This window comes from Paraburkholderia sp. OAS925, from assembly GCF_040543975.1.
GTDB classification, from domain to species: domain Bacteria; phylum Pseudomonadota; class Gammaproteobacteria; order Burkholderiales; family Burkholderiaceae; genus Paraburkholderia; species Paraburkholderia graminis.
The window spans coordinates 17,949-37,634 of record NZ_JBEUNO010000001.1; the positions used below are offsets into that span (position 1 = coordinate 17,949).

At 63.7% G+C, this 19,686-nt stretch carries 15 protein-coding genes; 9 read left to right on the plus strand and 6 right to left on the minus strand.

The annotated features are described in order from the left end of the window. Nucleotides 1-142: 142 nt before the first annotated feature. Nucleotides 143-3,754, plus strand: coding sequence for an indolepyruvate ferredoxin oxidoreductase family protein (locus tag ABIE53_RS00095; protein ID WP_114156533.1), 3,612 nt, complete (start codon nucleotides 143-145; stop codon nucleotides 3,752-3,754). A 131-nt stretch (nucleotides 3,755-3,885) separates the two neighbouring features. Here the strand turns inward: ABIE53_RS00095 and ABIE53_RS00100 are convergent, their stop codons facing one another. Both ABIE53_RS00100 and ABIE53_RS00105 read right to left on the minus strand, forming a co-directional pair. Beyond that, entirely contained in the window at nucleotides 3,886-6,168 is a 2,283-nt protein-coding gene (locus ABIE53_RS00100) for an NADP-dependent malic enzyme (RefSeq protein WP_006053045.1), read from the minus strand. A gap of 278 nt (nucleotides 6,169-6,446) precedes the next feature. After that, a complete protein-coding gene (locus ABIE53_RS00105) occupies nucleotides 6,447-7,679 on the minus strand; it encodes an MFS transporter (protein WP_114156534.1) in 1,233 nt (410 codons plus the stop codon). A gap of 422 nt (nucleotides 7,680-8,101) precedes the next feature. Here ABIE53_RS00105 and ABIE53_RS00110 point away from each other — a divergent pair, with 422 nt between their 5' ends. Further along, nucleotides 8,102-8,788, plus strand: coding sequence for an orotate phosphoribosyltransferase (locus ABIE53_RS00110; protein ID WP_006053043.1), 687 nt, complete (start codon nucleotides 8,102-8,104; stop codon nucleotides 8,786-8,788). A 155-nt stretch (nucleotides 8,789-8,943) separates the two neighbouring features. Here the strand turns inward: ABIE53_RS00110 and ABIE53_RS00115 are convergent, their stop codons facing one another. Next, nucleotides 8,944-9,633 carry a response regulator gene (locus ABIE53_RS00115; protein ID WP_006053042.1) on the minus strand — a complete coding sequence of 230 codons (690 nt, stop codon included), beginning with the start codon at nucleotides 9,631-9,633 and terminating at the stop codon, nucleotides 8,944-8,946. Nucleotides 9,634-9,956: 323 nt separating this feature from the next. Here ABIE53_RS00115 and ABIE53_RS00120 point away from each other — a divergent pair, with 323 nt between their 5' ends. The 5 genes from ABIE53_RS00120 (at nucleotide 9,957) to ABIE53_RS00140 (ending at nucleotide 16,076) form a co-directional block, all read left to right on the plus strand. Then, complete coding sequence (locus ABIE53_RS00120) at nucleotides 9,957-10,559, plus strand: YbhB/YbcL family Raf kinase inhibitor-like protein (protein WP_107710975.1); 603 nt, start codon at nucleotides 9,957-9,959, stop codon at nucleotides 10,557-10,559. 290 nt (nucleotides 10,560-10,849) lie between these two features. Next, nucleotides 10,850-11,797: an N-acetyl-gamma-glutamyl-phosphate reductase gene (gene argC / locus ABIE53_RS00125; protein WP_006053040.1), complete on the plus strand. Its 948-nt coding sequence runs from the start codon at nucleotides 10,850-10,852 to the stop codon at nucleotides 11,795-11,797. Between the two features lie 487 nt (nucleotides 11,798-12,284). Next, nucleotides 12,285-13,706 carry a DUF2957 domain-containing protein gene (locus ABIE53_RS00130; RefSeq protein WP_114156535.1) on the plus strand — a complete coding sequence of 474 codons (1,422 nt, stop codon included), beginning with the start codon at nucleotides 12,285-12,287 and terminating at the stop codon, nucleotides 13,704-13,706. A gap of 99 nt (nucleotides 13,707-13,805) precedes the next feature. After that, entirely contained in the window at nucleotides 13,806-15,056 is a 1,251-nt protein-coding gene (locus tag ABIE53_RS00135; RefSeq protein ID WP_114156536.1) for a DUF2957 domain-containing protein, read from the plus strand. A 195-nt stretch (nucleotides 15,057-15,251) separates the two neighbouring features. Further along, entirely contained in the window at nucleotides 15,252-16,076 is an 825-nt protein-coding gene (locus ABIE53_RS00140; RefSeq protein WP_006053037.1) for an OmpW/AlkL family protein, read from the plus strand. A 193-nt stretch (nucleotides 16,077-16,269) separates the two neighbouring features. Here ABIE53_RS00140 and ABIE53_RS00145 read toward each other — a convergent pair whose 3' ends face one another. Further along, entirely contained in the window at nucleotides 16,270-16,905 is a 636-nt protein-coding gene (locus ABIE53_RS00145) for a LysE family translocator (RefSeq protein ID WP_029970902.1), read from the minus strand. A 156-nt stretch (nucleotides 16,906-17,061) separates the two neighbouring features. Beyond that, nucleotides 17,062-17,931 (minus strand): NAD(P)-dependent oxidoreductase, encoded by an 870-nt coding sequence (locus ABIE53_RS00150; RefSeq protein WP_006052586.1) that lies wholly within the window; start codon nucleotides 17,929-17,931, stop codon nucleotides 17,062-17,064. 95 nt (nucleotides 17,932-18,026) lie between these two features. Between ABIE53_RS00150 and ABIE53_RS00155 the strand changes: the two genes are divergently transcribed. Both ABIE53_RS00155 and ABIE53_RS00160 read left to right on the plus strand, forming a co-directional pair. Continuing rightward, on the plus strand, nucleotides 18,027-18,860 hold the full coding sequence (locus ABIE53_RS00155) for a Mut7-C RNAse domain-containing protein (RefSeq protein ID WP_114156538.1): 834 nt from the start codon (nucleotides 18,027-18,029) through the stop codon (nucleotides 18,858-18,860). An 80-nt stretch (nucleotides 18,861-18,940) separates the two neighbouring features. After that, nucleotides 18,941-19,216, plus strand: coding sequence for a hypothetical protein (locus ABIE53_RS00160; protein ID WP_029970904.1), 276 nt, complete (start codon nucleotides 18,941-18,943; stop codon nucleotides 19,214-19,216). 227 nt (nucleotides 19,217-19,443) lie between these two features. Here ABIE53_RS00160 and ABIE53_RS00165 read toward each other — a convergent pair whose 3' ends face one another. Next, on the minus strand, nucleotides 19,444-19,656 hold the full coding sequence (locus ABIE53_RS00165) for a hypothetical protein (protein ID WP_006052583.1): 213 nt from the start codon (nucleotides 19,654-19,656) through the stop codon (nucleotides 19,444-19,446). Between the last annotated feature and the right edge of the window lie 30 nt (nucleotides 19,657-19,686).

Consider the following 19,686-nt stretch of genomic DNA (forward strand, 5'->3'; position numbering starts at 1 on the left):
TTCTGCCGCGATGCGGCGGGTTTTCACCAGTGCTACCATCACTTAAAACACGTCAATATGGCGACCCCGGCCATACGCATTCACAAGATGCCGCGGCCCAAAAAGTTTTGGCGATCCCAAACTGGGTGGAGGAGTACACATAATGAATGCCCCGCTAGACGCAGGTCAGCGAGCTTCGCTCGAAGCCGCTCTATCTTCCGTCACGCTCGACGACAAATACACTCTGGAACGCGGCCGCGCGTACATGAGCGGCATCCAGGCGCTGGTGCGTCTGCCGATGCTGCAGCAGGAACGCGACCGCGCCGCCGGCCTGAACACGGCCGGCTTCATCTCCGGTTACCGCGGATCGCCGCTCGGCGGACTCGATCAATCCTTGTGGAAGGCGAAACAGCATCTCGCCTCACATCAGGTCGTGTTCCAGCCGGGCGTCAATGAAGACCTCGCGGCGACCGCCGTTTGGGGCTCGCAACAGGTCAACCTGTACCCCAGCGCCAAATACGACGGCGTGTTTTCGATGTGGTACGGCAAGGGCCCCGGCGTCGACCGTTCCGGCGACGTCTTCAAGCACGGCAATTCGGCGGGTTCGTCGCGGCATGGCGGTGTGCTCGTGCTCGCCGGCGACGACCACGCGGCCAAATCCTCGACGCTCGCGCATCAGTCGGAACACATTTTCAAGGCCTGCGGCCTGCCGGTGCTGTTCCCGTCGAACGTGCAGGAATATCTCGACTTCGGCCTGCACGGCTGGGCAATGAGCCGCTACTCCGGCCTGTGGGTGGCAATGAAGTGCGTGACCGACGTGGTCGAATCGTCGGCTTCCGTCGACATCGATCCGCATCGCACGAAGATCGTTCTGCCGGACGACTTCGCAATGCCCGAAGGCGGTCTGAATATTCGCTGGCCCGATCCGCCGCTCGTGCAGGAAGCGCGTCTGCTCGACTACAAGTGGTACGCGGCGCTCGCCTACGTGCGCGCGAACAAGCTGGATCGCGTCGAGATCGACTCGCCGCACGCGCGCTTCGGCATCATGACGGGCGGCAAGGCGTATCTGGATGTGCGCCAGGCGCTGACCGACCTCGGTCTCGACGACGAAACCTGCGCGCGCATCGGCATCCGCCTCTATAAGGTCGGCTGCGTGTGGCCGCTCGAGGCGCAAGGCGCGCAAGCCTTCGCTCGCGGTCTCGACGAAATTCTCGTGGTCGAAGAAAAGCGTCAGATTCTCGAATACGCGATCAAGGAAGAGTTGTACAACTGGCCCGACGCGCAGCGTCCGCGTGTGTTCGGCAAGTTCGACGAGAAAGACGGCGCGGGCGGCGAATGGTCGGTGCCGATGGGCAACTGGCTGCTGCCGGCGCACTACGAACTGTCGCCCGCGATCATCGCGAAGGCCATCGCCGCGCGGCTTGCCAAGTTCGATCTGCCGTCCGACGTGCGCGCGCGCATCGCCGCGCGCATCGCGGTAATCGAAGCAAAGGAAAAGGCGCTCGCGCGCCCGCGCGTCGAAGCCGAACGCAAGCCGTGGTTCTGCTCGGGCTGCCCGCACAACACGTCGACGAATGTGCCGGAAGGCTCGCGCGCGATGGCGGGCATCGGCTGCCATTACATGACCGTGTGGATGGACCGCAGCACGAGCACGTTCAGCCAGATGGGCGGCGAAGGCGTCGCGTGGATCGGCCAGGCGCCGTTCACGAACGACAAGCATGTGTTCGCCAATCTCGGCGACGGCACCTACTTCCACTCGGGGCTGCTCGCGATTCGCGCGGCCATCGCGTCGAAGGCGAACATCACCTACAAGCTGCTTTACAACGATGCAGTCGCGATGACCGGCGGCCAGCCGGTCGACGGCGTGCTGACCGTCCCGCAGATCACGCATCAACTCGCGGCCGAAGGCGCGTCGAAGATCGTGATCGTCACCGACGAGCCCGAAAAATATTCGGCGAACGTGGGTCTTGCGCCCGGCATCGACATTCACCATCGCGACAAGCTCGACGAAGTGCAACGCCAGTTGCGCGAGATTCCCGGCACCACGATCCTGATCTACGACCAGACCTGCGCGACCGAAAAGCGCCGCCGCAGGAAACGCGGCGCGTATCCGGACCCGGCACGCCGCGTCGTCATCAACGAGGCGGTGTGCGAAGGTTGCGGCGACTGCTCGGTCAAGTCGAACTGCCTGTCAGTCGAGCCGCTCGATACCGAATACGGCACCAAGCGCCAGATCAACCAGTCCACCTGCAACAAGGACTTCTCCTGCGTGAACGGCTTCTGCCCGAGCTTCGTGTCCGTCGAAGGCGGTCAGTTACGCAAGCCGAAAGCGGCATCCGGCATTGTCGGCGACGCGATGCCGCCGGTGCCGGAACCCGCGCTGCCGTCAATCGACCGTCCTTACGGCGTGCTGGTGACAGGCGTCGGCGGCACGGGTGTCGTGACGATCGGCGCGCTGCTCGGCATGGCCGCGCATCTGGAGAGCAAGGGCGTGACGGTGCTCGACGTCACCGGCCTCGCGCAGAAAGGCGGCGCCGTGATGAGTCATGTGCAGATCGCGAACAAGCCCGACGACATTCACGCCACGCGCATCGCAATGGGCGAAGCGAGTCTCGTGATCGGCTGCGATGCAATCGTGACGGCGAGCGACGAATGCGTGTCGCGGATGCAAGCCGGTCAAACGCGCGTGGTGCTCAATAGCGCGCACACGCCGACCGCCGAGCTGATCAAGAACCCGAACTGGCGCTTTCCTGGCAGCAGCACGGAAGCGGACGTACGCGCGGGGGCGGGCGATGAATGCGTCGATACCGTCGACGCCAATCACTTCGCGGTCGCGCTGCTCGGCGACGCGATCTACACGAACCCGTTCGTGCTCGGCTATGCGTGGCAACGAGGCTGGGTGCCGCTCACGTATCAGTCGTTGATGCGCGCAATCGAGTTGAACAACGTGCAGGTCGAGAAAAACCGCGCGGCATTCGAATGGGGCCGCCGCGCGGCACATGATCCGGCGACCGTGCGCAAGTTCGCGCAATCGCAGCGTGCGGGTGCCGCACCCGATGCCGAGGCCAACGCCACCAGCAGCAAGATCATTTCGCTGCACACGCCGAAAGCGCTCGACACGTTGATCGACAAGCGCGCTGCCTACCTCACGGCATGGCAAAACAGCGCATACGCCGAGCGTTATCGCGCGCTGGTTTCACAAGTGCGCGCGGCCGAGTCGGCGCTCGATTCGGGCGACGGCCAGTTGCCGCTAACCGAAGCGGTCGCGAAGAATCTGCATAAGCTGATGGCGTACAAGGACGAGTACGAAGTCGCGCGGCTATACAGCGATCCGGCGTTCATCGAGAAGCTGAAAGCGAGCTTCGAAGGCGACTGGAAGCTGCACATTCACCTCGCGCCGCCGATGTTCTCGAAGAAAGACGCCCAGGGCCATCTGATCAAGAAGAAGTACGGCCCGTGGGTCTTCAGCGCAATGCATGGACTGGCGAAGCTGAAGTTCCTGCGCGGCACGGCATTCGACATTTTCGGCAAGACGGAAGAGCGTCGCACCGAACGTGCGTTGATCGGCGAGTACGAAACGCTGGTGCGCGAACTGATCGGCGGGCTTAACGCGCAGAACCGCGAGCTGGCAGTCGAACTTGCGAATCTGCCGGACGGCATCCGCGGCTATGGACACATCAAGGAAAACAATCTGAAAGGCGTGCGCGTCAAGTGGAACGATCTGCTCGCGCGCTGGCGCTCGCCGCAGGCGGGCACGACGCAGCACGCGGCTTGACGTTGCCAAAGCGCGCCGTGTTCCGGCCGCTAACGCCAGGATCACGGCGCACATAAAAAAACGCCACGGAAGCTCATTCCGTGGCGTTTTTTTTCACCCGACGACGCTCGTAGAAACGAGCGCCGCTTCGCTTACTTGCTGTTCACCGACTTGCGCGCGTTCGCCGAAGCCACCGCCGTCATGTTGATGATCCGGCGCACGGTTGCAGCCGGCGTCAGCACATGGACCGGCTTCTCCGCGCCGAGCAGGAACGGCCCGACCGTCACGCCTTCGCCGCCGACCATCTTCAGCAGGTTGTAGGCAATGTTCGCCGCTTCCACGTTCGGCATGATGAGCAGATTGGCTTCGCCCGACAGCGTCGTGCCGGGGAACGCCGCCTTGCGCACGACTTCCGACAGCGCCGCGTCGCCGTGCATTTCACCGTCGATCTCGAGCGTCGGCGCGCGTTCGGCAATCAGCTTGCGAGCCGCGGCCATGCGTTGCGACGACGAAGACGGCGCACTGCCGAAGTTCGAATTCGACAGCAGCGCGACCTTCGGCGTGATGCCGAACTTTTCGATCTCGCGCGAGGCCAGCATGGTCATGTCGGCGAGCTGTTCTGCGGTCGGCGTTTCGTTCACGTACGTATCGCAGATGAACAGGTTGCGGCCCGGCAGCATCAGCAGATTCATTGCTGCAAAGTTAGCGACGTTGTCCGCCTTGCCCAACACTTGCTCGATGAATTTCAGATGCGTGTGGTACTGGCCGATCATGCCGCAGATCATGCCTTCCGCTTCGCCGAGTCGCACGAGGATCGCGCCGATCAGCGTATTGAACTTGCGCATCGCGGCCTTCGCGACGTCCGGCGTGACGCCTTCGCGCGCGCCGAGTTCGTGATACGCCTGCCAGCATTGCTGATAACGCGGATCGTCTTCCGGATCGACTATCTCAAAGTCTTCGCCGCATTTGAGCTTCGAGCCCATCTTCTTCAGGCGCATTTCGATCACCGACGGACGGCCGACCAGAATCGGCTTGGCGATCTTCTCGAGCAGCACGAACTGCGCGGCGCGCAGCACGCGCTCGTCCTCGCCTTCGGCGAACACGATGCGCGCCGGCTCCGACTTCGCCGCCGCGAACACCGGACGCATCACCATGCCCGTGCGATAAACGGTCGTGCCGAGTTCTTCGCGATACGCGTCCATGTCCTTGATCGGACGGGTCGCGACGCCCGAATCCATCGCCGCTTGCGCAACGGCCGGCGCAATCTTGATGATGAGACGCGGATCGAACGGCTTCGGAATCAGATACTCAGGACCGAATTCCAGCGAGTGCCCTTCATACGCCTTCGCGACTTCGTCGCCCTGATCGGTTTCTTCCGCGAGTTCGGCGATCGCGCGCACGCACGCGAGCTTCATTTCTTCCGTGATCGTGGTCGCGCCGACGTCGAGCGCGCCGCGGAAGATGAACGGGAAGCACAGCACGTTGTTGACCTGGTTCGGATAGTCCGAACGGCCAGTCGCGATGATGCAGTCCGGGCGCACTTTCTTCGCTTCTTCCGGACGGATTTCCGGTTCCGGATTCGCGAGCGCGAGAATCAGCGGCTGGGTGCCCATTTCGGTGACCATTTCCGGCTTCAGCACGCCTGCGCTCGAGCAGCCGAGGAACACGTCGGCACCGCGAATCGCGTCAGCCAGCGTGCGCGCCTCGGTATTCGCCGCGTAACGTTCCTTCGACGGATCGAGATTGCCGCGACCCTCGTAAATCACGCCCTTCGAGTCGACCACCAGAATGTTCTGCTTCGCCAGACCCAGGTTGACCAGCAGATCCAGACACGCGATGGCTGCCGCGCCCGCGCCCGAGCAGACGAGCTTCACTTCATCGAGCTTCTTGCCGACCACTTTCAGGCCGTTGAGAATCGCCGCGGACGCGATGATCGCCGTGCCATGCTGGTCGTCGTGGAAGACCGGAATCTTCATGCGCTCGCGCAGCTTCTTCTCGATGTAGAAGCACTCCGGCGCCTTGATGTCTTCCAGGTTGATGCCGCCCAACGTCGGCTCGAGCATCGCAATCGCTTCTACGAGCTTGTCGGGATCGGACTCGGACAGCTCGATGTCGAACACGTCGATACCCGCGAACTTCTTGAAGAGACAGCCCTTGCCTTCCATCACCGGCTTTGCGGCGAGCGGGCCGATGTTGCCGAGGCCGAGCACGGCCGTGCCGTTGGTGATCACGCCGACCAGGTTGCCCCGCGACGTGTATTTCTGCGCGTCGAGCGGCTCCTCGTAGATCGCCATGCAGGCCGCGGCCACGCCCGGCGAGTACGCGAGCGACAAGTCGAGCTGGTTCGACAGCGGCTTGGTCGGTGTGACCGAAATCTTGCCGGGTTTCGGATTCTGGTGATACGCGAGAGCGCTTTGCTTCAGTTGTTCGTCCATTTTTTGCCTGCGAGACGTAAGAAATTTGGGCCGGCACACTGCACCGCTGGCGGCGCTTCCTGCTATCGAATGGATGATCGACCGGGGCGCTGTTCGCTTGCGCCGGTTAGGCGCGGCGTCGGTCCCCGGCGGAGGCGGGACGGTGCGGAGTGCTACGCGGGGTCGGTTAGTGTACACCCCGCGCGAGTCGATACACGGACTGGTTAACGCGGCTCGCCATTGGCGAAACGCCCGCCAGTCATGCTGCAGCGCCGCATCGGCAGACTGCGCGGCGGCGCTCAGTGGAGTTCGGCGCCGCGGCGTTCGGGGATCAGAAAGAGTGTGGCGAGCACGTCGAGCAGATAGATCGACGCGAGAAAAACCAGCGCCGTGCCAAACGAATAATGCGCGGCCAGCGCGCCGACCGCGACGGGCCCAAAGCCGCCAACCGCCCGCCCCACGTTGAACAACACGTTTTGCGCGGTGGCGCGTGCATCGGTGGGATAAAGCTCCGAAATCAGCGCGCCGTAACCGCCGATCATGCCGTTGACGAACACGCCCATCGCCGCGCCACCGATCAGCAGCGCCGTGGGCGTGGTCAGATGCGCATAGACGAAGACCATCGCGACGGCGCCGACCTGGTAGAACAGAAACGCCGGCTTGCGGCCGAAACGGTCCGCGGCGATGCCGAAGAGCCAGATGCCGCATGCCATGCCGACCACAGTGGCCGCAGTCCAGACGCCGGATTTCGTCAGCGAATAGCCGAAGGTTTTCGACAGATAGCTCGGCAGCCAGATCATCAGCCCGTAGTAGCCGAAGTTCTGCACCGAGCAGAGGACCGCCACGCCGAGGCTCGCACGCGCGGTGCGGGCATCGGCGATCAGCAGTTTGAGCGGCAGCTTGCGCATGCCGCGCGCGACGCGCTCGGTGAAGAGCGCCGGTTCCTCGACGCGTCGCCGCACGAAGAACGACACGACAGCGGGCAACAGCCCGAGCGCGAACATGCCGCGCCAGCCGATGACCGGCAACAGCAGCGGCGTCAGCAACGCGGCCGCCAACACACCGAGTTGCCACCCGAGGCCCACATACGACGACACCCGCGCCCGCTGCGCGGCCGGCCACGCTTCGGCCACAAGCGTCATGCCAATGCCGAACTCGCCGCCCAGCCCGATGCCGGCGATCGTCCGGTACACGAGCAGGTCGCCATACCCTTGCGCGAGCGCGCACAGCCCGGTGAAAACCGCGAACACGAGGATGGTCCAGGTGAGCATGCGCACGCGGCCGTAATAGTCGCTCAGCACGCCGAAGATCAGGCCGCCCGCGACCGCGCCGATCAGCGTCCAGGTGACGAGCGAACCGGCTTGCGTCGAACTCAGGTGCAAGTCGGCCGCGATGACCGGCAGCATGAAGCCGAGAATCAGCAGGTCGAAGCCGTCCATGGCATAGCCGAGCGCGGACGCGATCAGCGCTCGCGCGGCGTAGCCGGGTCGGGCGGAGGCGGGCGTGTCGGCGGTGGAGGAAGCGGGCGTCATTAAAAGCAATCCGGGATCGTTGGACGGCGGGCGGCGAGCTGCGGCCGGCGTCGGAGAAATTCGCGTGAGTGTAAAGGCGCCCCAGGTTGCTCACAAGCTAGCCAAAAAGCCTATGCGAAGCGCGACGCGAACGGCGCAACGCTTGTCCGACCAGGCTTCGGCGAACGGTGTTGGAGACCGGGTTGGCCTGCGCCTTGGGCACGCGCCCGGCTCGCCTTTGGCGACTGCAATTGGCCGCCCACGCGCACGCCGGCCTCGTCTGAAGGAGCCGTTTCAGGTAAAATGTCGGCCTACGCGCGCAGCAAAAACCGGCCAGCATCCACTGGCCGGCTGCATATTCCGCCCAGCACGGCGCGGCGTATCCCGCTTGCTGCGCCACCGGGCCCGGCGCCCGCTCCCCCGCTCAATCCAAGGACCCGCCCATGACAGGCTTCGATCGCCAGACGATCTCCGACACCACCGCCAAGATGCTGCTCGAAGTGCAGGCAGTGCACTTCAACGCGGAGAAACCGTACATTTTTACGTCCGGCTGGGCGAGCCCGGTTTATATCGATTGCCGCAAGCTGATTTCCTATCCGCGCGTGCGCCGCGGCCTGATGGAAATGGCTGAAACCACCATTCTCCGCGACGTCGGCTATGAGCAGATCGACGCCGTTGCCGGCGGCGAAACGGCAGGCATTCCGTTCGCGGCATGGCTGTCCGACCGCCTGATGGTGCCGATGCAATACGTGCGCAAGAAGCCGAAGGGCTTTGGCCGCAATGCGCAGATCGAGGGTCTGCTGACCGAAGGTCAGCGGGTGCTGCTGGTGGAAGACCTGACCACCGACAGCCGCAGCAAGATCAACTTCATCAATGCGCTGCGCACGGCCGGCGCGACGGTGAATCACTGCTTCGTGCTGTTCCACTACAACATCTTCAAGGAAAGCGTGTCGGTGCTGAAAGACATCGACGTCGATCTGCACGCGCTCGCGACATGGTGGGACGTGCTGCGCGTCGCCAAGGACAACAAGTACTTCGACACGAAGACGCTCGACGAAGTCGAAAAATTCCTGCACTCGCCGGCTGAATGGTCGGCCGCGCACGGCGGCGCAACGTCGACGCCGCAATAAGCGCGGCGGTAGCGCATAGCATCGCATTACATCGCATCGCGGCAACAGCCGCAGAAGCAGAAGCACAAAGGCCGCCTGTCTTGCGACAGGCGGCCTTTTTCTTTGACGACTTTAACGCGGCTTTTTCTATGCCGCACAAGAAGTGCGGCGCGCGGCTAAACCAGGTCGCCCGTGTCTTCCGCCGAATGCGACGACAGGTTCAGCAAACCATTGCTTTGCGCGTATTGAAACAGCTCCGAATCGCGGTCGATGCCGAGCTTGCGCATCGCCGTATTTTTCTGAGTGCTGATTGTCTTGATGCTGCGGTTCAGTTGCTCGGAAATTTCCTTGATGGTCATTCCCGATACGAACAGGCGCACGACTTCGAGTTCACGCCTCGATAGCATCACTTCGTCGCTCTTGCCGCCGGAATTCATCCGCAGCGCATCGAGCGACGCCTTCACCGACGGACTCAGATATTCGAGGTGCCGGCTGACGTGCTGCACCGCGAGCCCGATGTGGCTCAGGTCGTCGGATTTATTCACGACCGAAGTCACGCCGAGTTCCCGCAGCCGTTGCAGCAACGCGGCGTTCTCGAGCATCGTTAGCACGACGATGGGAAGGTTCGGAAAATTGCGCCGCAGGTAGCCGACCAACGGCAGGCCGTCGCCGTACTGGCCGCCCGGCATGGCGAGGTCTGTGACGAGCACGTCGCACGCAGCGGTTTGCAGGACCTTGATGAGTTCCGTGGACTGCCTCGCTCGCGCGACCACCTGGATGCCGGGGAACTTGAGTAAAGCCTGTTCGGCGCCGAATAGAATAACTGGATGATCGTCAGCGATGACAACCTTGACTACGTCTTGCATTGCCCGTACCTCGACAGGAAAACCCCTCTCCAAAACCTCTGACATGCCTTCTTATTCTTAATGTTCAATTTGACTAATAGGAACACGGGCCACATCGCGTAAACTCTTTCGACTATAGCCGATTTTAGGCTCGCAATCCGCTTACGCGGCATAACAATGATGCGTCATAAACCTAAGCTTAGACTCGATTCGACGTTCAGGTACAAAATAGGGACAATAAACACCGCGAGGCAATTGCCTCGCGTCCTCGCAGCGCCTTGATGCTGCATGGGATCTGAGCAGGCGCCCGGCGCCGACTCCGATCGACACAGGAGAACCGGCACATGCGCTTGCGTTGCCTGGTTGTTTCGCACGCTTCATCGTTTCGCCGCATGCCGCTTGTTGTCTGCGCCACGCTTGGTCTCGCGCTCGGGCTCGCGCATGGCTCGCGCGCCCAGGCCGAGAACGCGTTCTCGCTCACGAGCGCGAGCTTCCGCGCGGGCGGCACAGTGAATTCCCCGCAAGTCTTCGATCAGGACGACTGCAAGGGCGGCAATCGCTCGCCGCAACTGACCTGGCGCGACGCGCCGCCCGGAACGCGCAGTTTCGCAATCACTCTGTTCGATCCCGATGCGCCCGGCCGCGGCTGGTGGCATTGGGCCGTGGCGGGCATTCCGGCGAGCGTCGCAAGCCTGCCCGAGAACGCGAGCGCGTCGGGTTTCCTGAGACGGCTCGGCGCGGTGGAAGCCCGCAACGACTTCGACATCGACGGTTATGGCGGTCCTTGTCCGCCGCCCGGCAAACCGCATCGCTACGTGATCACCGTGTATGCGCTGAACACCGCCGACCTGCGCCTCGCGCAAGGCCGCCCGGCGCTGATGTTCGATCACGAGATCGGCACGGCGGCGCTCGGCAGCGCGAGGATGGTGGTGAATTACGGGCGCTAACGCGGCGCGCTTGCCGGCGCGCGCGGTGTTGCGCCTGAAAAGCCGGCTTGATTGCCGTGATATCGCGCTTTGGCGGGCCGCCCCGCGCCCGCCGCCCTGCGCCCGGATCGCAGTGAAGTCCGACAAGTCACGCGGCTGTCACTTCGCGCGGGCATCGTGGTTTTTCCGCCGTTTTTCGCGCCGTTTCCCCCCGCTTGCGCACGCGCATGGCGATGAGGTCTTAAAATGGTGTTTTCGCGCGGCGTCGCGCGCTGTTTCCAAGCTGTAACCAGATAGCCAGTGAGATCGAGATGAGCACGAAAGTTTTTGTCGACGGACAGGAAGGCACGACCGGCCTGAAGATTTTCGAATACCTGTCGCAGCGCGCCGACGTGGAGATCCTGCGTATCGACGAAGCGAAGCGCAAGGATATCGAGGAGCGCCGCCGTCTCATCAACGCGTCGGACGTCACGTTCCTGTGCCTGCCCGACGTGGCATCGCGCGAGTCGGCAGCGCTCGTTGCGAACGAGCGCACGGTGCTGATCGACGCGAGCACCGCGTTTCGCACGTCGGCCGACTGGGCTTATGGCCTGCCCGAACTCGCTCGCTCGCAGCGCGAACGCCTGCGCACCGCCAAGCGCATCGCCGTGCCGGGCTGTCACGCGTCGGCTTTCGTGCTGGCCATGCGCCCGCTCGTGGAAAGCGGCGTGGTCGCGCCCGAGTTCGAAGCTCATGCTTATTCGATCACCGGTTACAGCGGCGGCGGCAAAAAAATGATCGCCGACTACGAAGCCGGCGGTAACGACAAGCTCAAGAGCCCGCGTCCGTACGCGCTGGCTCTCACGCACAAGCATCTGCCGGAAATGGCGGCGCATACGGGGCTGAAGTCGTCACCGGTCTTCACGCCGATCGTCGGCGGCTTTTACAAGGGCCTCGCGGTCACCACGTACTTCTCGCCGCGCCAGTTGGCGCGGAAAACGACGCCGCAAGAAGTGCAGGCGCTGCTCGCGGAGTACTACGCAGGCGAAGCGTTCGTGCGCGTCGCGCCGTTCGACTCGGAGGCGAATCTGGACAGCGGCTTCTTCGACGTGCAGGCGAACAACGACACGAATCGCGTCGATCTGTTCGTGTTCGGCACGCCGGAGCGCTTCGTCACCGTCGCGCGGCTCGACAACCTGGGTAAAGGCGCTTCGGGCGCGGCGATCCAGTGTATGAATCTGGCAATCGGCGCCCCCGAGGAAAGCGGTTTGAAACGATAACGAAAGTTAAAATATCGCGGCAATTGTCCGTTTGTCAGCATTGCGAAAGCCGGTCTACAAGACCGGCTTTTTGTTTTAAACCCGCCGCCGCGACTTTCTTTAAAGATTAATCGGTAGTAGCCCGCATTACTTAAAAAATCAAAACGAGGCTACCTGCAATTTTTCAGGTAACTCTTCCCGTCGACGACCCGATCAGCATAGTTTTCCGCCTGGGGAAACTCCGGATTTTTTATCGAACGGTCGTTCGAAGATGATGGAGCCTTTTTGCTCCAACGCTTACCTGGCAAGGGCGTGCGGCGAAACAACGGTACAGCCGCTTTGCCGCGAATTCGCATTTTTGTTTAAAAGGGCCGCTTGCGCCCACGCACTGTGCGCATGCCCGAAATGCCGCTGTTTGAATCGACCTTTTTAGACGGCTCATTCAATTGACAGGCATTAATCGCGCGGCGAAATTAGCTCGCACAAATACATGAAGGGAGACAGCAGCATGGCGGACGCCATTATTCGAGGCTTGGCAATGGCTATTGCCACGACTCCTTTTCTTATTGCTTGCGGCGGCGGCAAATCCGATAATCCCGGCCCGATCGACGCGCCGCAATGCTCGGGTTCGAGCTGCGGCGTTCAAGGTCCGCCCGCCTCGAGCGGCACGGCGGCCGCGCTGTGTCCGGCCACCGCCGATATCGTCAAAAGCACGTTCCTCGGCGGCGCCGGCAGCGGCGAAGTGGTCCAGTTGAACATCGACGCGACGGCGATGACCTACACGCTGAAGTGGCTCGAATCGCCGATCCCGCTGCGCACCGGCACCGTCACGCCGACACGCGCGGGCACGCAGATAGCGGGCGCGGTGATCCATCCGCCGGCGGGCACGCTGCCGACCGCCGAGCAAACGCGCTGCGCGTTCATACTCGGCGCCGGCACCGGCACGGCGGCCGGCGACGGCCAGCCCTACACCACATCGGACTTCGCCAACAACCCGAATCCGCCGATGATCCTCGTCGGCCAGGGCGTCGCGGGCGGCGGCATTCCTGGCGCGACGATCCAGTTCGACGGGCTGTCGATCCCGCTCATCGGTTCGGGCATCGGCGCGGTGCCCAATCGCCATTTCGACTTCTATCCGTTCCTCGGCTTCGCCAGCACCACCACGGACATCACAAAGCTGCCGGGCACCTACAACGGTCTGCTGTACCACCTCGCGCCGTCCGGCAATTACGCGACGGTCGCGACGAACACTGTCGAAACCTTCGACGCGAGCGGCACCTGCACGAGCAGCAACACCGCGAACCCGGACTACTCGCCGAACGCGGGCGGCTGCCTGTCCACCGGCAATCCGTGGACGCTCAACAGCAACGGCTACTTCGACAGCCAGCAGGCGGCGCAGATCGTCCCGCAGTTCCGGCTTCCGCTGATCGGCGCGACGGGCAAGTCCGGCACCGCGCACATGATCCTCGGCCAGATCAACGGCGCGACCGTGCCGCTCGTGGTGCGCACGGGCTACATCAACCTGGGCACCGCGCCGCTTCATCTCGACGCGAAAGTCGACGACGAGTCCGGCATCGCCATGCTCGCCGCGGCGACGCCGCTTGCGTCGGGCGGCTTCGACGGCGGCTACGTGGGCGCGGATTCCAACTTCAAGTACACCGCGACCCTGATCCAGGGCGGCGTCGGCACGTTTATCAATCCGACGACGTCGGCGGCCGAAAGCGGTTTCGGCCTCGGCTACGGGCTCGCGAGCCCCGGCCTGGTCGGCGTGCAGGACACGAAAGGCAAGACGGGCTTTGCGATCGCGTCGGGCGGCCTGTACGCGATCGCGATCCAGGGCACGCAGAACGACGGCATCACGCCGACATCGGCCAATTCGGACACACCGAGCACGCCGTACTTCGGCATCGGAGCACAAATCAGCAAGTAGCCGATGAAGCAAACGTAGTCCGCGGTGAGAGACATAAAAGAGCAAGCGGTGGCTGGACTGGGAGCCGGCCATCTACAACGAAAAAATTCTGGAGGCGGTATGAAATGGAGATTCCTGTCGGTGCTCGCAGTCGCGGCACCGTTTCTGACGGCATGCGGCGGCGGAGGTGGCGGCAATGGCGACGGTCCGGTGACGCAGGTTCGGCTGTGTCCCGCGACGCTGGACTACAACACGGTCTACACGGGCGGCGGCGGTGACGGCGAACTCGTCAAGCTGCAACTCGATACGACGAAGATGACGTGGCAGGTCACCTATGTCGAATCTCCGATTCCGGCGACCACCGGCACGGTCGTGCCGACGCGCGCGGGTCAGACCGCGAGCGGCACGCTGACCCAGGAAACGCTGCTGCCGACCACCAAGCTCAACCAGTGCGCGTTCCGCCTGAACGGCGCGAGCCTCGACCCGAACCGCCCGGCGCGGATTTTTGTCGGCGAAGGCGTGGCGGGCGGCACGATTCCGGGCGCGGAAATCTCGTTCGGCGGGATTCTCGGCGTGGGCGCGGTGCCGGACACCAAGTTCCCGTATTACCCGTTCATCGGCTTCTCGTCGATTGAAACGGATCTGGCGAAGGTGGCCGGCACGTACAACCAGCTCGGCTATCACCAGGTGCCGTCGCAGAATTTCGCGCCGGTCGCGGTGGACACCAAGATAACGATCAATGCGGACGGCACGTGGACCGAGTGCGACAACTCGGGCGTGAACGCGGGCAAATGCCTGCAGCCAGGCAGCAACTTCACGCAGGCGGCGGACGGCAGCGGCGCGTTCCAGACCAATAACTTCCAGGGACAGGCGAAGCCCACGCTCGCCACGACGCCGGAAGGGCGCGGCTACATGATCGTCGGCAAGCTGCGCAACCAGTTGGTGCCGATTCTGGTGCGCGCCGGCGCGGCGAATTCGTCGGTGACCGTGCCGCAAAACGGCGCGCTCGGCCCGTACGCGGACGACGAATCCGGCATCTCGATTCTGTCGCCGCAAACCTCGGTGGCGGTCAACTCGCAGAACGGCGAGTACATCGGCGTGGATAGCCAGTTCGACTATCGCACCACCGCGCTCGCAGGCACGCAGGCGACGCTGCTCGATCCGTTCAACCCGTCGCAGGCTTCGCTTGCGACCGCGCTGAACCTCGACTTCACGCAAGCCGTGCCGGGCGTGGTCACGACGACGCACGTCAATGCATCCACCGGCAATACGCCGACCGGAAAGATGATTTTCACGGGCGGTGTGTTCGGCTACCTGGATCTGTCGAACGCGGCCTCGCCGTACTTCACGATCGGCGCCTTCGTCCAGTAACGGGCGTATGGCGCGCCGTCAGCGCGCCTCGACGGGTTCGCGCCCCGGCTGCCGAACGCGCCTTGCAGCGCGGTGGCCGGCGCAACGGCTCTCGTGCGCGCCGGCCTCGCGGCCTACCCGCAAACGCGCGCCAACGCTCGCCCCGCTCGCCCCGCTCGCCTTGCGCCCGACGAGCGCCCAAGGAGGAACAACAACATGAAAAGAATCTGTCTCGCGATTCTGGCCGCATGCCTGTCGGTCAGCGCTCATGCACAGCATGCCGGCGACAACGTCGCCGTACTCGGCTGGTTCCACGTCATGCCGAAAGATTCGAGCACGCCGCTGACGACCAACGTCGCGCCGACGCCGATCAACACGCCGCTGCGCCTGCCGAACTCGTTCACATCGGCGGGCACGAGTCTGTCGACGAACACGGCCAACACGGTCGGCCTCGTATTCAGCCATTACCTGACCGATCACATTGCCGTGACGACCGTAGCCGGCGTGCCGCCCGTGTTCAAGATCTACGGGCACGGCACGATCAAGCCGCCGGGGCCGGCGGGCGCGCTCGGCCAGCAGGACATTGGCGATCCGCAAGCGAATCCGATCGTGAAAAGCGTGCGCCAGTGGAGCCCGGCGCTGCTCTTTCAGTACTACTTCAATGCACCGACGGCGAAGTTCAGGCCGTTTGTAGGCGTCGGCGTGTCGTACAACTGGTTTTCCGACATTCAGCTCAGCCAGAACTTCGTTCAATCGACGCAGGAGAACCTCGGCGCCATCCTCGCCGCGGGCGCGGGCAAGCCGGGCAAGACGCAGGTATCGGCGAAGGCTTCGTCGTCGTGGGCGCCGGTGTTCAACGCCGGGCTCGCGTACAACATCACGGACCACTGGGGTCTCGTGGCCTCGGTGACCTACATTCCGTTGAAGACGACATCGTCGGTCATCATCAAGGCGGCGGACGGCACGGAGCTCGGTGTGTCGAGGGCCGAATTGAAAGCGGACCCGCTCATTTCCTTCCTCGCGGTTTCGTACAAGTTCTGACGAGGCCGGAGTTTTGGGCAAAAAAAAGCCCGCCTAAGTGGGCGGGCTGAATCCATATCAGAGGAGACATGGAGGAGACAAGACGAACTATAGCAAATGGTTTGGTGCGACGCAACATGAAAATCAGGGTTCTCCCCTCTTGTTGCGCTTTCGCCACATGTGCTTGCGACCGGCGCGGCGCAAACGCCGCGCTTCAGTGCCGGACCAGCGCCATCATCGCGCCAAAGCCGACGAAGACGCCGCCCGTCAGCCGATTGAACACTCGCGCGACGCTGCGGCTCTTCAGCCGGTTGCCGATGCGCGTGCCGAATCCCGCGTACACGAAATACCAACTCACCTCGATCACGGCGAACGTGGCGACCAGAATGCCGAACTGCGGCAGCTTGGGCAGCGAGGCTTCGATGAATTGCGGCAGCAGCGCGGCGGCAAACAGAATCGCCTTCGGATTGCTGCCCGCCACCAGAAAGCCGTTGCGAAACAGCGCGAGGCGCGAGCGTGCGGGCTTCGCGGCCAGTTCGTCGGCAGCGGACGCGGCGGCTTCGTCAGCGGGCGCGCGCCATGCCTTGATGCCGAGATACACGAGATAGGCCGCGCCGATCAAACGCAGCGCATCGAAGAGGGTCGGCCACGCTTCGAGAAAAACGCCGAGCCCCGCCGCCGACACCGCCAGCATCAGCACCAGCGCCGACAGGCAGCCTGCCATCGTCGCGCCCGTGCGACGCAGGCCGTGCCGCGCGCCGTCGGTCATGACGAGCAGCATGTTCGGGCCGGGAATGGCGCACACGACAAAAACTGTGGCGACGAAAAGCCACCAGGTATGCAGACTCATGATGTTTCCGTTGGTTGGGGATTGGAGGGAGATTATCGCTTGAAGGAGGGTTTTCTGTTGGCGGGGGGTTTGGCGGATGGGGTGGTTGCCGCGGTCGCCCGCGACATAGGCGGCCGGTAAGCCGCCAGCCGCCCATCAGCCCGTCAGCCCGTCAAATCACCGCCCGGCCCGCCGCGCCGCCACTTGCCCCAGCACCGCGAAATCCTTCTCACCGTCGCCATGCGCGACCGCTTCGATCAGACTGTCGCGGACGACGCTCGCAATCGGCAGCGGCGTCGTGACGGCGTCGGCGGCGGCCAGTGCGAGCCGCAAGTCCTTCAGTCCCAAACGCGCCTTGAACAGCGCCGGCTCGTAGCTGTTCTCGGCGATCATCTTGCCGTAGCCGGCATAGACCGGTCCCGGAAAAATGCCGCTCGTAATGACGTCGAGGAAATCCTGAATCGCGAGGCCATGTCCGGACACGAGCGCAGCGGCTTCGCCGAGCGTCTCGACGGCCGCGCCGAGCATGAAGTTCGCGGCCAGCTTGATGACGTTCGCCTGTTGCGGCAGCGAGCCGATGCGCCAGGTTTTCTGACCGATCGCGTCGAACACCGGCTGCACGCGGTCGATTGCCTCAGCCGGCCCGCCCGCCACAATCGTCAGCTTCCCGGCGGCGGCCACGTCAGGCCGGCCGAGCACCGGAGCGGCGACGTAATCGACACCGCGCGATGCGTGCGCGGTCGCGAGTTCCTCGGCGAGCGCAACGGAAATCGTCGCCATGTTGACGTGAATCAGCCCGCGCGGCGCATGCTCGAGCAACGACGCCGTCACGACTTCGCGCAGCGCGGCATCGTCGGCGAGCATCGAGAACACGGCGTCGCCGGCAAACGCTTCGGCCGGCGTGGCGACGATCCGTGCGCCTGCATCGGCGAGCGCTTGAGCGCGTTCCGGCGAGCGGTTCCACACGCGCACCTGGTGCCCTGCTTTCAGAATGTTTGCAACCATCGCGGCGCCCATCTCGCCGAGACCGATAAAACCGATGTCCATCTGTGGCTCCGTCTTCTAAAGATGTGGAAGTAAAGCACAGCCACGCGACAGATGCAGGAAAAGCACGCAACGGCGCGCAGTGCGATACTTCGACGATGGTCACCGCGACTTTCCGCTTCTACGAGGAGCTGAACGATTTTCTCGCCCGGCCGCTGCGCCGGCGCGCGTTCGCCTACGCATGCGCGCGTGACGCCACCACCAAGCACGCGATCGAATCGCTCGGCGTGCCGCATACCGAAGTCGAACTGATCCTGGTGAACGGCGAGTCCGTCGGTTTCAATCACCCTCTCGCGGACGGCGACCGCGTCGCCGTCTATCCGAAGTTCGAAGCGCTCGACATCCGTCCGCTGCTGCGCGTGCGCGAACGGCCGCTGCGCGTGGTTCGCTTCATCGCCGATGCGCATCTTGGCGGGCTCGCGCCGCTGCTGCGCCTGGCCGGCTTCGACACGCTCTACGACAACAACTTTCCCGACGCCCGCATCGAGGCGCTCGCCGCCGCCGAAGACCGCATCGTCCTCACCCGCGACCGCGAGTTGTTGAAACGCCGCACCATCACGCACGGCTGCTATATCCGCACGCTCAGGCCGCGCGAGCAATTGCGCGAAGTGTTCGAACGGCTCGATCTCGCGGGCAGCGCGCAGCCGTTCCGACTATGCCTGATGTGCAACGCGCCGCTAAGGCGCATCCCGCGCGATGAAGTCGGCGACCGCGCGCCCGACGGCGTATTGGAGCGGCATAACCAGTTTGTCACCTGCGACGTGTGCCGTCGCGTGTTCTGGGAAGGCACGCACTGGCAACGAATGCGCGCGCTGATGGACAGCGTGGCGGCGACGCCGGCTCAATCGGAAGCTCCCAACGGTCGCGACGCGTCCGACGCTCGCGATGCGTCCGACGCTCGTGATGCAAGCGCGCCCGGCGTCGTGCCGTGAGACGCATAGGCCGTTCGTTCGCGCGGCGCCACGCACGGTGCGTACAATGCGGGATTACTTATCTGGCAGAGGCCTGACGTATGGCGATGAAAAAGACCGACCTTGAAAAAAACAAGGCACTCAAGCTCAACAACGCAATGAAGCAGTCCACCGCCGAGCGCTTCGGCAAAGCCGCCGCGGCGCCGGCACTCGATCGCCGCGAGCAGCGCAAGCTGGATCAGGCGCAGGGCCTCGTTCCGTTCGCGTGCAAGCTGAATAGCGAACTGGTCGCCGAATTGAAGGAGCGCGCCGCCGAGCATCCGGAAGGCATGACGGGACTGCTGACCGAAGTGATCAAGCGCGGGCTCGCGGGCTAAGTGCCGCGAACGCGGGCGCGGCATGTGCGCCTGCTTTAAGACGCGGGTTGACGACGTTTTGCGTTGGAAACGGCGCCGCCCTCTCCCGAACGGAGCGCAAATACAAAAAGGCCAGAGCACGAGCTCTGGCCTTTTTGCTTGGCGACTGCATTCGATCGGCTGACGAGCGCCGCACTAGCGGCGCGTACAACGAGCGAAGCAGCGCTGCCTGGCGAACGGGCGCCTGCTTAGTTCTGCGTGCCCTTGTCGTTCGTGCCGGCTGCCGATGCCGCTGCAGCGACCGGAGCGCGCTTGCCGTGCGACTTCAGCTTCTTGACGTGGTGCTTCTTCGGTGCGCTAGCTGCAGCGGCCGGAGCGGCTGCGTCCGATGCCTGTGCGAAAGCTTGAACCGAGACCAGCGCGATCGATGCAGCTGCGAGCGAGACGATAACTTTTTTCATGTGTTGTTCCCCAAACCTAACGACTGAGTC

What these genes read in the sequence shown, in the direction of transcription:
- ABIE53_RS00145 (WP_029970902.1), bottom strand. Translation starts at nt 16,905, where the DNA reads ATGAGTCTGCATACCTGGTGGCTTTTCGTCGCCACAGTTTTTGTCGTG.
- argC (WP_006053040.1), top strand. Translation starts at nt 10,850, where the DNA reads ATGAGCACGAAAGTTTTTGTCGACGGACAGGAAGGCACGACCGGCCTG.
- ABIE53_RS00115 (WP_006053042.1), bottom strand. Translation starts at nt 9,633, where the DNA reads ATGCAAGACGTAGTCAAGGTTGTCATCGCTGACGATCATCCAGTTATT.
- ABIE53_RS00150 (WP_006052586.1), bottom strand. Translation starts at nt 17,931, where the DNA reads ATGGACATCGGTTTTATCGGTCTCGGCGAGATGGGCGCCGCGATGGTT.
- ABIE53_RS00155 (WP_114156538.1), top strand. Translation starts at nt 18,027, where the DNA reads ATGGTCACCGCGACTTTCCGCTTCTACGAGGAGCTGAACGATTTTCTC.
- ABIE53_RS00110 (WP_006053043.1), top strand. Translation starts at nt 8,102, where the DNA reads ATGACAGGCTTCGATCGCCAGACGATCTCCGACACCACCGCCAAGATG.
- ABIE53_RS00135 (WP_114156536.1), top strand. Translation starts at nt 13,806, where the DNA reads ATGAAATGGAGATTCCTGTCGGTGCTCGCAGTCGCGGCACCGTTTCTG.
- ABIE53_RS00140 (WP_006053037.1), top strand. Translation starts at nt 15,252, where the DNA reads ATGAAAAGAATCTGTCTCGCGATTCTGGCCGCATGCCTGTCGGTCAGC.
- ABIE53_RS00120 (WP_107710975.1), top strand. Translation starts at nt 9,957, where the DNA reads ATGCGCTTGCGTTGCCTGGTTGTTTCGCACGCTTCATCGTTTCGCCGC.
- ABIE53_RS00105 (WP_114156534.1), bottom strand. Translation starts at nt 7,679, where the DNA reads ATGACGCCCGCTTCCTCCACCGCCGACACGCCCGCCTCCGCCCGACCC.
- ABIE53_RS00130 (WP_114156535.1), top strand. Translation starts at nt 12,285, where the DNA reads ATGGCGGACGCCATTATTCGAGGCTTGGCAATGGCTATTGCCACGACT.
- ABIE53_RS00100 (WP_006053045.1), bottom strand. Translation starts at nt 6,168, where the DNA reads ATGGACGAACAACTGAAGCAAAGCGCTCTCGCGTATCACCAGAATCCG.
- ABIE53_RS00095 (WP_114156533.1), top strand. Translation starts at nt 143, where the DNA reads ATGAATGCCCCGCTAGACGCAGGTCAGCGAGCTTCGCTCGAAGCCGCT.
- ABIE53_RS00160 (WP_029970904.1), top strand. Translation starts at nt 18,941, where the DNA reads ATGGCGATGAAAAAGACCGACCTTGAAAAAAACAAGGCACTCAAGCTC.
- ABIE53_RS00165 (WP_006052583.1), bottom strand. Translation starts at nt 19,656, where the DNA reads ATGAAAAAAGTTATCGTCTCGCTCGCAGCTGCATCGATCGCGCTGGTC.